Source organism: Bythopirellula goksoeyrii (assembly GCF_008065115.1).
GTDB lineage: Bacteria > Planctomycetota > Planctomycetia > Pirellulales > Lacipirellulaceae > Bythopirellula > Bythopirellula goksoeyrii.
In genome coordinates this window covers 5,285,088-5,298,712 of record NZ_CP042913.1, presented here as the reverse complement: position 1 = coordinate 5,298,712, position 13,625 = coordinate 5,285,088, and the positions used below count along the sequence as shown (strand labels likewise).

Below are 13,625 nucleotides of genomic sequence, written 5' to 3'. Positions count from 1 at the left end.
CGGTTGGGGCGGTTTGGAAGGGAGTTATCAGTTCTCGGCCATACTTTCAATATCTCTTCATGCGTTGGCTACTGCAAAAACGGGGAGTACTTAGGTAGATTGAAGATAGAAGGATGAATTCCTTGGCACGGTCCGTTCTAATCTCGCATAGCAAAGAACCTCATGGCTGACTTACCCGAACTTGGTCCGATCAGAAGCTATATTCCCGTTCCAGAGGTCTTTCATTCTTTTATGGATAAGAAACCTTTTTCCAAGTGTCTGGTTTGCACAAAACTCTTCTTGGACGATGGCACGGAGTTTCGAGCATCACCAGACATGCCTCCCGTGGTGTTCCTATAAGAATGAACAATCTCAGGTAACGGGAGTCATTGGTTGAGAAAGACTTCCGATCCAGTTGAATCATGGAACTACGTATGCGACTTGAAATTGGCAAAAGTTATCTCTGGCTGTTTCTTACATTCATGGGAGTATTCGTTGTTTTGGCATTCGCACCGTTTGGGCAACCACTTTCTGCCTCAGTCTGCTTGCTTCCCCTATTCATGGGCTTCCTACTCTATTCACAAGTACGCTCGAAAGTCGCGTTAGACAGTTGGTGGCACGCAACGCATCCTGCAGGGTCACGCATTTACACCGCTCTAATTGTCTGGAACACCTTGGGAGTTGTAGGCATGTCGGGTATGGCACTCTTTTTCGTCATGAACGGGTTTTGACCTCATCGACAAGCACCAGCAGATGTGCAAACAAGAGAAGCGGGGATCATTGTTTGAAGCCTTGACTATGGCCTTCAGCCAAAAAAAGTTGTGACTGAAACCACGACCTATGGCGTTTCAATAAGTTACGGTGAGTGTAGACCCTCAGCCAAGAATTGTGGCGAGACTATACACAGTCGAAATCGTGTTCGGTGGCGGAAGTTTGTTCGAGGTAATTCTCTCCGCTGCGACGAAGATAATTCAAACTGAAAAGGAGAACCACGGATTGCACGAATTTCACGGATAAGTTGAGACGGAACCGTACATTTATTCATCGAGTAGGTTTGAGCAGATGGTGGGTGTGATTTTGAACAATCGAATGAATTTCGTCCCGTTTTCGTGGGACTTGCTCTATCCGAGAAATCCGTGCTATCCGTGGTTTCCGTAGTCTTGCATTTCACTTTGAGAAGATAAGTTCTCGGGGTCAGTTTAGATCAAAGTCTCTCGACCACATTGAGTTTACTAGGCTGCGGCACCGATTCCTAACGCAACCAGTACGAAAAGCACAATCGCGATCAGAAGGAATAAGCCAAAGAGGACTCTTGCGATCGTAGCTGCGCCCGCTGCGATCCCTGTGAATCCCAAGGCTCCTGCGATGAATGCAACGATTGCGGCGATTATTGCCCACCAAAGTAAGTTCATGATATTTGCTCCGAAAAAAGTTCTGTCAAGTTACTAAAGAGAAGGACTTTCCCCACGGGAGCTCTTTATTGTCACTCGCGCGGAGAAAGTCACTTCGTGATTGTCAGATAGGTCAGGTTACGACTACGAACTGGACTTCGATTTCTTGTTCATTGCAACCCGATCAATCTTCGTCTGCTCTCCGTCCTTTGTGACGGATTTGGCGAGAATGAGAGAGCGATCCTTCACCTTGACAGGAATACCGCTGACTTGGATCTGATCACCTTCGGCAATCTCGGTGTCAAGCTCATCCTTCGGCCCCAGGTCTACCAATGCCTTTTTGCCGGAATCCGTTTTCAGGATTGCCAACTGGCATTCATGACCCCGTATCTTTGTCGTCTTGACTTTGGAGACTTCTCCTTTGAGCTTTAAGGACGAACGGTCAATTTCATTCTCGTTCTGATTACCGATCTTAGCGGTTTGAGCGACCAGCACATGCTTGTCTCCGACCTTCATCATCGGACCGCTGGATGAGATCTGATCTCCTTCTTTCACTTGCAGCTTCGTTTCGCCAGAATCCTGGCTCTGCTGGTCGTTACTCTGGCCCTGTTGGTGAAACTGGTCAGCTCGACCTAGATCGACAACATAGGTCTTTCCCTGGTCTGCAGAAACTTGGGCAATCAATCGTTCGGGACCCTTGCGAACTTGCAATTTCTTGGTCTTTTGGACCTGACCTTTAATCTGATGCTTCTTCATATCTGAATCGCTTTTTTGATTGCGAGCTTGCTTATTTGAGCGATCATCGGATTGGGAATCCCTAGCGTTCGAGTAATTCTTTGCGTTCTGACTGTTCGAATCTGAACCCGCGGGAGTTACGGTGAATAAATACAGTACATAACCGTCCGACAGACCCTGCTCTCTGTTAGAGTATTGAGACGATGTAGCATCGTAGTAACCATCTTTGTCATAGTCGTAGTATTGATTGGAGTGACTATAGCGACCACTTTCGTCAGCCGTGCCGTAATCGGCATGGGAATTGTCGTCGGAATAGTCATAAAACCAGTCGTCGGAACTATTGGCGTTGTCGTATCCATATTGGTCGTTGTTTGCATCGCTATCGCTCGTGTCCCAGTTGTAGGTCTCATCATCCCACTCTCCTATGGTCTCATCGGTGGGATTATAGTCGTTCCCGTCAAGCCATTCGCTGACGTCATACCAGGCGTCGTCCTCGTAATAAGGGGTTTGTTGTTCCCACTCCTCTGCGACCGTAGCGGGTTGCAGGAAGCAAAGTGCAGCCACTGGGGCTACTGCTAAGAGGGAATTCAAGAAAGGGATGTGTTTTAACATGATTAGATCCTAATTGCTGGTTGTGAAACTTCCGAGTCACAATTTCCAAGCCATCGACTTCTGTACGCTCTCCAAAAGCGCCAGTAGATGGCAAAAAATGAACAAGTAGCAGGCATGTCATCTGGATTGACTGCTATAAAATGGCCACAGAAATGTGTGGCACTGAAGAGCGGCAGTACACTACCGAAAACCAACTCCACAAGAGCGTCCGGAAGATACGCGTCACTCCAACAGGCAAGTTTTGCAAACGGCATGCCGGTTGGCTCAATGCTTCAACGCGCATCCGCTAAAAGAGACCTGTAACGTATCGCACGCGCTTGAAGCAATCATTGAAGCTTCAACTTTATTATTGAGCAGGTCAGTAATCAGCCAGCTTGGGTAGATTTTAACCGCATCCCATTTTTGTCTTCCAAAGCGTCAAAGTGTCGTACTATCACCAGACGTACGGGCTTTAACCTCAGGTAAGGAAAGCTTGAAAGGAATCTGTAACACTCCAGCGATTTCTCCGCTTCATCGGGTAGAAACTTACTAACACGCCCCATTTCAGGAGAAATCCCGATGAATCTTTCTGCCGTACTCAGTTCGCCGTTTTTGCCAACTACTAGCCCGCGTTTCACCTGGTCGCAGTTGACCGTTGCTCCTTCGGCGGCGAGTATTCATGCCGTCACCACGCGGCGCGATGTGGCCGAGTTTATCGATCTTCCGAAGCGGATTTACCAAGACGATGCCAACTGGGTTGCGCCACTCGACATGCAGGTCCGTGAGTTTCTTGACCCGCGTCGCCATCCTTTTTTTCGCCACGGCCGAGCACAAGCTTTCCTCGCCCAACGCGAGGGAAAAACAGTAGGTCGCATCGTTGTGAGCGACGATCCTGCCTACAATCGGGCACATGGTACGAACGTCGGTTGCTTCGGTATGTTTGAGTCGATCGACGACTTCCGCACCAGTCGGGCACTATTGGACAGGGCCAGTGCCTGGCTGCGATCGCGGGGACGAAATCAACTGATGGGTCCGATCGATTTTTCCACCAACTATCCCTGTGGGCTGCTTGTCGACGGCTTCGACACTCCACCCGCCGTGATGATGAACCATCAGCCGCACTACTACGAACGACTGTTCGCTCGGTATGGACTCGCAAAGGCCAAGGACCTGTACGCCTGGTGGTTCGATCGCCAGAACAATATGGATGCCCGTTGGAATGGTCGGGTACGGCGACTATCAGAACGCTATGGCGTGGCCGTGCGTCCAATGAACTTTGCAGATTTCGACGCCGAGATTGCTCGTTGCAAGACGATCTATCACGAATCGCTCGAACAGAACTGGGGTTTTGTACGAATGAGTGACGCGGAGTTTGATCACCTGGCACGCGACCTGAAGCGGCTGGCAGTCCCCGAGTTGGTGCAACTCGCCGAAGTTGATGGTCGGCCTGTCGGGGTGTCAATCATGCTGCCGAACCTCAACGAAGCGATTCAGCCGTTGGGTGGTCGTCTCACCACCGCAGGTGTGCCGATTGGCCTCATGCGATTGGCCAGACGACTACGCAAGATTCGCACAGGTCGGCTCGCAGTCCTGGGCGTGATTCCCGGCTATCGCAAACGGGGTGTCGCCGAATCGCTGATTCAGCAGACTTTCCTCAGCAGCTTCAAGAAGCTCGACTACCACGGGGCGGAGCTAAGCTGGACTTTGGAAGACAACACGTTGGTGAACCGCATGATTGAGCGCGTCGGCGGTCGGCGGTATAAGACGTACCGGATTTTTCAGAAGGATTTGTTTTCGGAGGGGAGGGTGGGGATGCGGCGGTAGAGGAATTTCATCTTGGCAGTCAGGATCGGAGTCCATCCCTGCAATCGAAGATACGCCAGATGCCATTAGGAGGCTTGCTTTTTCGGAGGAACTGCAGGCATGCCATGAAGCATTCCATGCACACTGATATCCTCATCGACGTCAGGCCAGTGAGCCCCTACGCCATTACCGATGAGCTCAAAGTTGTTGCGTTGCTGAGGGGTTGCCTCTGAGAGTCGCCATGACCAAGCGAGTGGCACGCTAATAATACGTCCATCCTCAAGCTCAGCGACGATTAGATCTTCCGTGACTTTGACCGTCATCATTCGCGATTCGCTATTCACCACAGTGCTCATTCCAAGCCTCCACAATCCTATCCAAGTTATCGAAAATCAAGTTTCGAATGCGGTTGAGTTCGTTTGCTTTGAATCCCTTATTGTAGCCGAGAGTAACTGGTTCAATCCAGAATTTGCAAGTCATCGACTCACGACGGACATGGACATGTTTTGGCTCATTGCAATCGAAACTGTAAAAGAACAATCGATGAGGTCCAGGGATATCCGGGATAGTCGGCATTCTAAAGCAATCCAAATAGGTAAAGCGTCGGATACGAACTACCTGATAGATTCTACACTACGAAAGGTTTTCCGACCAATCATTTCGATTGGTTGTGGGACGAATCTCCTTGCTGCGAGCGAGAATCCAACCATTCATTCCGCAGGAAGAAGACAGGATGTAGCCGCAAACCGAGTTCTTTGCGAAATAGTCTGCTGCGTCCTGGCTTGATTTGGCCCACTCACCAGGCCAACCGTATCGAATACCGGCTTGGAATTGATCCACCTGTTGCTCGTAGATATCAGAAGCTGGAACGTCGGTAATCTCGAAGATGATAGTGCCGATTTCTGAGTCGTACCTAAAGTCGTAGGCGACTACACCGGTAAACATAATGTCGGTGAATTCGTATGGCTCGCCTCGGTCTCGGAATTCGGTGTGCAAGCGAATCTCGCGTCGATTACAGAGTACCTCGTAAGATACGAGAGTGTTGTCGTGAATCGAGATTTCTTTACTTGCATTCACTTGCGTTGGAGTACAACCTTATATTGTTCTCTCCTACAGCTTCCCCACCAAAATCGAAGCATTATGCCCACCAAACCCGAAGCTGTTGTTCATCGCGCGGCGGATGGGGCGTTCTTGGGGGGTGTTGGGGGTGTAGTTGAGATCGCAGGCTGGGTCGGGCGTGTCGAGATTGATTGTTGGCGGGGCGATCTGGTCGCGCAGCGCCAACAGGCATGCCACCATCTCCACGCCGCCGCTGGCTCCGAGGGTGTGGCCCAATTGGCTCTTGGTGCTGGAGACGTTTAGTTTGTAAGCGTGATCCTCGAAGACCCGCTTGATGGCGATTGTTTCGGCCTTGTCGCCCAACGGCGTGCTGGTGCCGTGGGCACTGATGTAGTCGACTTCCGTGGGGTCGATGCCTGCAAACTCCAGGGCATTGCTCATGGCCCGGGCGGCGCCAGTTCCTTCAGCATCAGGCTGGGTGATGTGTCCCGCATCGGCGCTGGCACCGAAACCGAGGACCTCGCCATAGATATTGGCTCCGCGCGCCTTGGCAAATTCCAGCTCTTCGAAGACCAGGATTCCGGCTCCCTCGGCGAGGACAAAGCCATCGCGGTCGGCGTCGAAAGGGCGGCTGGCTGCTTGGGGGTCGTCGTTCCGCATGGAGAGGGCCTTCATGTTGGAAAACCCGGCGAGCCCCATTGGTGAGACCGCAGCTTCGGCACCGCCGGTGACCATCACCTCGGCTTCGCCGTAGCGGATCGCTTTGAACGCATCTCCCATGGCATTGGTGGCGCTGGCACAAGCCGTAGCAACGGCATGGTTTGGGCCGCGCAGTCCAAAGCGGATCGAGATATGCCCGCTGGCGGCGTTGAGCATGAGTTTGGGGATCGTGAAAACGGAGACCTTGTCCGGCCCCTTCTTGATCAGGCGGGCTTCCTGTTCTTCGATTTCGTTGAGTCCACCGATTCCTGAACCGACGATTGCCCCTAAACGGAACGGGTCGTACTTAGCGAAGTCGATGCCTGCGTCTTTCACCGCATCGACGGCAGCCACCATGGCGAACTGGGTAAATCGGTCGAGCCGTTTTTCCTCTTTGGAATCGATGTAGCCGTCGACCGACCAATCCGAGATATCACCACCAAACTTGACCTTGTAGTCGGTCACATCGAAGTGAGTAAGAGCGTGGATGCCACTCTGGCTATCGAGAATCTTGCTCCAGAAATCGTCAACCTTGCAAGAGAGCGACGTAACGACGCCCATCCCTGTTACGACTACACGTCGATTCATGTCTCTTGTCCGGCCGCTGAGATGTCGAGAAAAATGGATTCAAAGAAGACCAATCGAACTGCCACCACTGAAAAACTCAGCGCAGGAAAAAACGAGTTGCTATTTCCATCCGAGCAATTCCGCTAAAAGAAGCCGCCCAAAAGGCTCCCTATCTATTTATTCTGCTCAATAAACTCAACCGCCTGTCCGACGGTTTGAATCTTTTCGGCAGCGTCGTCAGGAATGTTGACGTCGAACTCTTCTTCCAACTCCATGACCAATTCAACCGTGTCGAGCGAATCGGCACCTAAGTCGTTCACAAAAGAGGTTTCGGGAGTGATCTTGTCTTTATCAACTCCGAGTTGCTCCGCCACGATGTCTGTCACACGTTCCAGTACTGAGGCCACTTGAATGGTCCTCCATTGTCTCTGTAAAAAATATGCCCATGTGTCGCAAGAACCGTGGTGAAGCATTTGCTCACGTTCTGTTCATGCGACAACAACTATGTAGTTTTGCCTAGAGTAGCACAAATCTCCGAGTCGCCATTCAAGAAACATACGACTCGGAGAGTCGTGCTACTATCGTCGCAGGTTCACAATAGACCGTCCCTGCGAAGTTGGTCAAGATATACCGTTTCTCCAGGTGGTTGTCTAGGTCGCTCTGGACGATTCCAGCGGCGGCAACCTCTGACAGGCTAAGCAGTTAGGCCTCCATCGACCACCAGGGTCTGGCCCGTTATGTAGGCGGCTGACGAACTAGCAAGGAAGAGCACCGCGTCGGCAACTTCCTCGGCTTCCCCCTGTCGCTGCAGAGGTACAGCCGCCTTGATTCGCTCCATGACCGCCTCTTCTCCCGCAGCTTCCATCAGGGCAGCTGTCATATCGGTAGCGATAAAGCCGGGGCAAATCGCATTCACGGTGATTTTCCGACGCTTGCTGGCAAGTTCGCGGGCCACGGTCTGCGTGAAGCCGATCACGCCCGCTTTCGACGCGGAGTAGTTGCTTTGTGCAGGGTTGCCCATAATACCTGAGGTGCTGGAGATATTGATGATCCGGCCAGACTTGGATCGCATCATTGCGCCTGCTGCCCCACGTGTGAACAGGAATACGCTCCGCAGATTCGTGGCAATCACGTCGTCCCATTCCTCGTCGCTCATCCGCGGGATCAAGGTGTCGCGGGTGATACCGGCGTTGTTGACCATAATGTCGAGCTGGCCCCACTCGGCGACGACTGCGTCGACCACTTTCTGTACAGCTGCCGAGTCGGCCACATCGCAGGCATAGACGGCGGCAGTTCCCCCCGCGTCGGTAATCGCTTTAGCCGTCTCGGCAAGTTTGTCTTCACTGCGAGCTACGCAAGCAACCTTCGCACCGGCGGCACCCAGCGTGATGGCAATCGCTTTGCCAATACCGCGTGAGGCACCTGTGACGATGGCCGACTGGCCAGAGAGATCGACTTGAATTCTACGATCGTTTGATTCACTCATAATTTGTTACTCGTTTCTTTCTTGTCATCCCGAAGGAGTCGCGTATCTGTCATTCCGAATGAGCCTAGGCGACTGAGGAATCTAGTTCGCCCCTTCGCTCACCTACCATACGTGTTAGTGCTGTATGCCAGATCCCTCTGGTCGCGGAGTTCCCATCGGGATGACATGACTTCTTCTTACGCTTCAATATTCTCACACGGCAACTTGCGTGAGATTCGTTTTAGCAATCCTCGCAACACGCGCCCGGGGCCGATTTCGTAGCAGCTCTCGATGCCGAACTCGCCGATGAGCCATTGCATGGTATCTTCCCACAGCACAGGTTCAACCACCTGTCTCTCGAGCAAGCTGCGGATTTCTGCCGGGTCGTCGTGAGGGCGGGCATCAACATTGGAAACCACAGGGATTCGGGGAGCGACGATCTCCACATCCGCCAGAGCCGCCTTCAATCGTTCCACCGCTGGCTGCATAAGTGGAGTGTGAAACGCACCAGCTACCGTGAGAGGTATCACTTTCATTGCCCCAGCGGTCTCGGCGAGGGGTGCTATCCGCTCACAGGCCGCCTTGCCGCCAGAAACGACAATGTTGCCCGGGCAGAGGAAGTTTGCCAACTGCAAGACGTCTTCCTCTCTCGCTTGTATCACTAGTTCTTCGACTTTTCCGCGCTCGAGCCCCAGCACACTGACCATACCGCTCTGGACAGCATCCGCGGCATCTTGCATCGCCTGACCTCGCACTTGCACAACGCGCAAGGCCGCATCAAACTTCATCGCCCCCGCAAAGACCAATGCTGTGTATTCACCCAAGCTCAAGCCAGCCGTTGCCGCACAACTTTCGACGACATCTGGCGAGTCTTGTTTCAATTTTTCCAAAGCTGCCAGGCTGCAGACGAACAGTGCAGGCTGACTATGAACCGTGGAATTGAGTTTCTCAGCAGGACCCGAGGTGCAAAGGTCCAAGAGGTCGTAGCCCAGGATATCCGCAGCGCGATCGAAGAGTTCCCGAGCCTTGGACAGTGAATCGGCCAGCGCTGCACCCATGCCAACCGACTGGGCGCCTTGGCCAGGAAATAGAAACGCAGATTTTGTCACGACGGCACTCTCTGAGTGTTTTCGCGCAACAGGGAGAGTCGCACGAGTCGAAGGGAAACGCGAGGGCTATTCCTCGGTTTCGACCATCACCCGGCCCATGTACTGCCCACAGTTGGCACAGACGGTGTGCGTGGGACCTGGCGTGCCGCACTTGGGACAGGACTGCAACTGCCGGGCTGTCAGCCGATCGTGTGAACGACGCTTGCCACTTCGAGAATTGGAATGTTTACGCTTGGGAACGGCCATGACTCACGGCTCCAACGAACCTGTTATTACTGACGGGGATCACTATTTGGGAAGCCCCCCAGAATACAGGCTTGCGGGGCGTTATGCAATGGTCGGCTGGGGGCAGTCGGGAGAACGGCAATGTCGAGATACACGGAATAACAAATGCCCAATTTCCAAGGACCAATGACCAAAGCAGTTGAGATCCCTGCCAAAAATTGGTCATTAGTCCATCAATGCCGACGTACTTTGCAGTTCTCTTGAGGGGGGAAGTTTAGCTCCCCAGTTGGCCCAGAAAGTCTGCTAGACTTTAAAGGCTAATGGTGATATCATGATATCGAAAGTGAGGTTATTGTGGCACAATTTATCGTTCGCAATTTGGAAGATGATGTCCGAGACAAACTGCGAGAATTGGCTCGTAGCCATGGTCAAAGCATGGAAGAAACGGTCCGCGAGATTCTGCGGAGGGCTGTCATGAAACAACATGCTTCTCAGCCCCATCTCGGATCGCGGATTGCCAAGCGTTTTGAGGGGGTTGGGCTGGAACAGGACATTGAAGAACTGCGTGGTCAGCCAATCCAGCCAGAGAACTTTGATCGATGATTGTTCTGGATACCAATGTAATCTCGGCATTGATGCGATCCACACCGGATGAGCGAGTTGTCAACTGGCTCAATGCACAACCTTCCGAATCCATATGGACTTCAAGCATTTGTGTATTCGAGATCATGTTTGGCCTCCAAACTATGGCAAAGGGCAAGCGGCGTCGAGCATTGGAGGATGCATTTGAGAAGGTATTGGAGCAGGACCTGGAGGGTCGTGTCTTAGACTTCGATGCGACTGCGGCTTTTGAGGCGGCAATTATTTCGGCCAAGCTGCGTTCTATTGGACGCTCTGTTGAAATACGAGATGTTCAGATCGCGGGGATAGTTGAAGCGAGACATGGCACTCTCTCCACACGTAACACCCAGCATTTCGTCGATACAGGCATTCCACTAGTCAATCCATGGGACGACTTGCCCGCGTGAGTCGTCTTCCTGACACTCGTCAATTAACTCACTAGTGAATCTTCTATGAGCAAAGTCGTTTCCCTACGCCACTATCAGCCCTCCGACATCGATGCGATTTGGGAGGCCGTCGAGGAATCAAAAAGAGAACTTGCTCGCTGGTTGGCATGGTGTCACGACGAGTACTCTTGCGAAGATGTTAGGGCATGGGTGGAAGGGCGCCCAGCTGCTTGGGACAACAATGAAGAGTGGGGCTTTGTGGTCGAAGACGAAAACGAGCGCTTGTTGGGGGTCTGTGGGATCCACCGCATTGCAATGAAACATCGAGTCGGCGAACTTGGGTACTGGGTTCGGACTTCCGCCACGGGCCAAGGAACTGCCACGCAGGCTGCGAGACAAATCTGCGAATGGGCATTTCGTGAGCAATCACTCCATCGTATCGAGATTTTCGTCGACGTCGAAAACCTACCCAGCCAACGCGTGGCCACAAGAATTGGCGGCGTCTGCGAGGGCACCTTACGAGAACGTTTGTTTGTTCAAGACCAGCCGCATGACTGCAAGTTGTTCGCGGTTTTGCGAGATACGCATGTCGAGTCGGATTGATCGCCAGACCGTGGGGCAGCCATTTTGGCTGTCATGATTTATTAGCCACGAAGAACACAAAAAGTCGCGAAAAAGATAAGTAACAAGCACTTTTCGGTATCCAACGCTTCTTGTGCATTATTGTGCTTTTTGTGGCGACCACCTTCCCGTCAGATCGATTTTCATGAACATCCTCGCTCAAATCGAAGCTTTGAAACAAGAAGTGGTTCAGCTTTCGTCGCAGCTCGCTGAGGCTGAACAGCATTCTCGCGTCGCGCGGAAATTGCTGCGAAAGGCGAAGCTGCGGGCTCTCTATCTCCGTTTCGCTCAAGCCCTGCGTGCTCCTGCGAAGGAGTACTCGCTCTGGTTTCCAGGGGTTCTAATCGTAGGGTCGTTCCTCGGTGCCGCCATTGCGTTTGTCTTGTTGTTTCTCTTAGGCCTCTCCGCGACCAGTCTTGCGATTGGCACAAGCCTCGCCGCCGTTGCCATGCTCGGCTTCTTGACCAGAGCAATTATCTCTCCAGCTACGTCTACTCTAGCGAAGCTCATCGCCGAGCAGCAAACAATTAAGGCACAACTACGACAAGACCTTATTCAGTGGGAAGGCGAGTCTGAGGATCGTCGGCGGCGAATCGAAACCACCAAAAGCACAATCAACGAACTGGCCGACTCAAACCGCATCGAACGAGAGCAACTTCTCAAAGAAAACTGGAAGACGATGCAGGGTACCGAATGGCAAGAATTCCTCGTAAAGGTATTTGAAGCCCTTGGGGCAAGTGCCCAAATGGCACGTACCACAGGTGACGAAGGAGTCGATCTCCTCGTTCGCTTCGGCGAAATGATGATCGCCGTTCAAGCAAAAGGGTTTGTCGGCAGCGTCGATAAAGAAGCCATTCAACAAGTCGTTGCCGGCAAAGCACACTATGGTTGCGATCGTGCCGCGGTAATAACGAATAGCCGCTTCTCTGCGCCTGCCCGATCGATCGCATTGGGCCATTCGTGTTTTCTCATCGGCGAGCAAGAATTCCCTGCATTCGTGATGGGGAGTAACCTAGAGATGTTTCAGTGAAGTAGGCAAGCGTAACTCAATGTAGTCAGTGAGGCTGTCGTGACAGAACAAATGATTGTGCACCTCCTAGTCTTGGTAGTAGCCGGGTTGGTGGCAGGGTTTGCTGGGGGACTTTTTGGGATCGGCGGGGGAGCCATCCTCGTTCCTACCTTTCTTTCACTGTTTCCACTTATGGGTGTGGGGCAAGAAGTGGTGATGCACTCGGCAGTGGGGACTTGCCTGGCGCTCGTCGTCCCTGCGGCGATCATGGCCACGAAGACGCAACATAAACTTGGCAATCTCGAAGCTCACATGCTTAAGACCTGGATCCCTTGGATTCTGCTCGGAACAGTGGCCGGGACGCTTACGATTCAACTGCTTCGCACGCACGATCTCAAGGTCCTCTTCACACTCTACTTGTTCACGAGTGCCATCTATGTGGCTCTCAAAGGTGCCTCCGAAACGGGTGACGAGGGAGAGCCGCCAACTGTTGCCAAGGCTGGTGGTGGCTTCGTGATCGGCATGTTGTCCGTTTGGCTCGGCCTTGGGGGGGGCACGTTTGCGGTTCCCTACCTTCGGGCATTTCACTACCCAATCAAGAAATCCATCGCCATCGCCTCCGCAACAGGGCTCGTCATTGGTTTGGGCGGCGCAATTGGAGCAGCAGTTCACGGATGGGGCGAACCCGGGCTGGCGAAATTTTCACTCGGCTACATCAACCTGTTAGCGTTCGTCATGATTGCTCCGCTTGTGATGACCTTCGCCCCGCTCGGTTCAAGAGTGGCGTCCAAAGCACCGGATCGCGTACTCAAATGGATCTACGTTGCACTGCTCGTCGTGATTAGCAGTTACATGGCATATCGCACGTTTTTCTAGGCTTCTCAACGAAACTCGCAAGAATTCCGATAAATAGTTTGCGAATGTTTTGCAAAGTCTTTACAATCCAATCGAGATCATCTGACCTCATGGTTGGTGGTCCATGAGGTGCTTGCCGTGCACTCCTATTTGCGGCTGAGTCAATATTCACTCTAGTTGGTTTCTTGCAATACCACAGGCTTGAGTGGTTTGTGGCCCAGAGTTGCGACTAATGATCAATTCACCCGTTCTCTTTGGTGCATGTCGCAGATGAGACTTTCTGCTGCTTGAGTTGCGCAGTAGTTGGCCACAAAAACAAAGTTTTCAGTTTGGCTCTAATTTCCCAGCTGGACTAGTAATTTGTCGCCAGTCAGATCTTTATTTATTACGTTCATTTATTCCGTTCATCTCTTTTTTGATCTGGCAGTGAATAGTCCACGCGTGTGCCAACGCAAGGAATCGTAGCCGTAGGCTGTTGGCGATAGTCTCGCCAGTTCTAACGGCTGCAAA

The 13,625-nt window shown here is 52.3% G+C and carries 18 protein-coding genes; 8 read left to right on the top strand and 10 right to left on the bottom strand.

Annotated elements, in window-relative coordinates:
* Positions 1-162 precede the first annotated feature (162 nt).
* Positions 163-339, top strand: coding sequence for a hypothetical protein (locus tag Pr1d_RS25880; protein WP_168205391.1), 177 nt, complete (start codon positions 163-165; stop codon positions 337-339).
* Positions 340-413: 74 nt separating this feature from the next.
* Positions 414-710 (top strand): hypothetical protein, encoded by a 297-nt coding sequence (locus tag Pr1d_RS20940; RefSeq protein WP_148075348.1) that lies wholly within the window; start codon positions 414-416, stop codon positions 708-710.
* Between the two features lie 501 nt (positions 711-1,211).
* Here Pr1d_RS20940 and Pr1d_RS20935 read toward each other — a convergent pair.
* Both Pr1d_RS20935 and Pr1d_RS20930 read right to left on the bottom strand, forming a co-directional pair.
* Complete coding sequence (locus Pr1d_RS20935) at positions 1,212-1,391, bottom strand: DUF1328 family protein (RefSeq protein ID WP_148075347.1); 180 nt, start codon at positions 1,389-1,391, stop codon at positions 1,212-1,214.
* Positions 1,392-1,514: 123 nt separating this feature from the next.
* Entirely contained in the window at positions 1,515-2,717 is a 1,203-nt protein-coding gene (locus tag Pr1d_RS20930) for a hypothetical protein (RefSeq protein WP_148075346.1), read from the bottom strand.
* 558 nt (positions 2,718-3,275) lie between these two features.
* On the opposite strand from Pr1d_RS20930, the gene Pr1d_RS20925 reads away from it, so the two are divergent.
* Positions 3,276-4,520 carry a GNAT family protein gene (locus Pr1d_RS20925; RefSeq protein WP_148075345.1) on the top strand — a complete coding sequence of 415 codons (1,245 nt, stop codon included), beginning with the start codon at positions 3,276-3,278 and terminating at the stop codon, positions 4,518-4,520.
* Between the two features lie 65 nt (positions 4,521-4,585).
* Here Pr1d_RS20925 and Pr1d_RS20920 read toward each other — a convergent pair whose 3' ends face one another.
* The 8 genes from Pr1d_RS20920 to rpmF all read right to left on the bottom strand — a co-directional run bounded on the left by Pr1d_RS20920 (position 4,586) and on the right by rpmF (position 9,644).
* Positions 4,586-4,855 (bottom strand): DUF2442 domain-containing protein, encoded by a 270-nt coding sequence (locus Pr1d_RS20920; protein ID WP_148075344.1) that lies wholly within the window; start codon positions 4,853-4,855, stop codon positions 4,586-4,588.
* Positions 4,836-5,075, bottom strand: a complete 240-nt coding sequence (locus Pr1d_RS26790) for a DUF4160 domain-containing protein (protein WP_148075343.1) — start codon at positions 5,073-5,075, stop codon at positions 4,836-4,838. The genes Pr1d_RS20920 and Pr1d_RS26790 overlap by 20 nt, the downstream gene beginning before the upstream one ends.
* Positions 5,076-5,132: 57 nt before the next feature.
* Positions 5,133-5,576 (bottom strand): hypothetical protein, encoded by a 444-nt coding sequence (locus Pr1d_RS20910; protein ID WP_148075342.1) that lies wholly within the window; start codon positions 5,574-5,576, stop codon positions 5,133-5,135.
* A 33-nt stretch (positions 5,577-5,609) separates the two neighbouring features.
* Positions 5,610-6,845, bottom strand: a complete 1,236-nt coding sequence (gene fabF, locus Pr1d_RS20905) for a beta-ketoacyl-ACP synthase II (RefSeq protein ID WP_148075341.1) — start codon at positions 6,843-6,845, stop codon at positions 5,610-5,612.
* Between the two features lie 152 nt (positions 6,846-6,997).
* Positions 6,998-7,231 carry an acyl carrier protein gene (locus Pr1d_RS20900; protein ID WP_148075340.1) on the bottom strand — a complete coding sequence of 78 codons (234 nt, stop codon included), beginning with the start codon at positions 7,229-7,231 and terminating at the stop codon, positions 6,998-7,000.
* A 287-nt stretch (positions 7,232-7,518) separates the two neighbouring features.
* Positions 7,519-8,310 (bottom strand): 3-oxoacyl-[acyl-carrier-protein] reductase, encoded by a 792-nt coding sequence (gene fabG, locus Pr1d_RS20895; protein WP_148075339.1) that lies wholly within the window; start codon positions 8,308-8,310, stop codon positions 7,519-7,521.
* Between the two features lie 176 nt (positions 8,311-8,486).
* Positions 8,487-9,398, bottom strand: coding sequence for an ACP S-malonyltransferase (fabD, locus tag Pr1d_RS20890; protein ID WP_148075338.1), 912 nt, complete (start codon positions 9,396-9,398; stop codon positions 8,487-8,489).
* Positions 9,399-9,464: 66 nt separating this feature from the next.
* Entirely contained in the window at positions 9,465-9,644 is a 180-nt protein-coding gene (rpmF, locus tag Pr1d_RS20885; RefSeq protein WP_148075337.1) for a 50S ribosomal protein L32, read from the bottom strand.
* A gap of 333 nt (positions 9,645-9,977) precedes the next feature.
* Here rpmF and Pr1d_RS20880 point away from each other — a divergent pair, with 333 nt between their 5' ends.
* From Pr1d_RS20880 to Pr1d_RS20860, 5 genes are all read left to right on the top strand, one after another.
* The gene (locus Pr1d_RS20880) at positions 9,978-10,226 is read left to right on the top strand and encodes a FitA-like ribbon-helix-helix domain-containing protein (RefSeq protein ID WP_148075336.1); all 249 of its coding nucleotides are present in this window, start codon (positions 9,978-9,980) and stop codon (positions 10,224-10,226) included.
* Positions 10,223-10,651, top strand: coding sequence for a type II toxin-antitoxin system VapC family toxin (locus tag Pr1d_RS20875; protein WP_148075335.1), 429 nt, complete (start codon positions 10,223-10,225; stop codon positions 10,649-10,651). The genes Pr1d_RS20880 and Pr1d_RS20875 overlap by 4 nt, the downstream gene beginning before the upstream one ends.
* 45 nt (positions 10,652-10,696) lie before the next feature.
* Positions 10,697-11,233 (top strand): GNAT family N-acetyltransferase, encoded by a 537-nt coding sequence (locus Pr1d_RS20870; RefSeq protein WP_148075334.1) that lies wholly within the window; start codon positions 10,697-10,699, stop codon positions 11,231-11,233.
* Positions 11,234-11,396: 163 nt separating this feature from the next.
* Positions 11,397-12,281 (top strand): restriction endonuclease, encoded by an 885-nt coding sequence (locus Pr1d_RS20865; protein WP_148075333.1) that lies wholly within the window; start codon positions 11,397-11,399, stop codon positions 12,279-12,281.
* A 39-nt stretch (positions 12,282-12,320) separates the two neighbouring features.
* The gene (locus tag Pr1d_RS20860) at positions 12,321-13,136 is read left to right on the top strand and encodes a sulfite exporter TauE/SafE family protein (RefSeq protein ID WP_148075332.1); all 816 of its coding nucleotides are present in this window, start codon (positions 12,321-12,323) and stop codon (positions 13,134-13,136) included.
* The last annotated feature ends 489 nt before the right edge of the window (positions 13,137-13,625 follow it).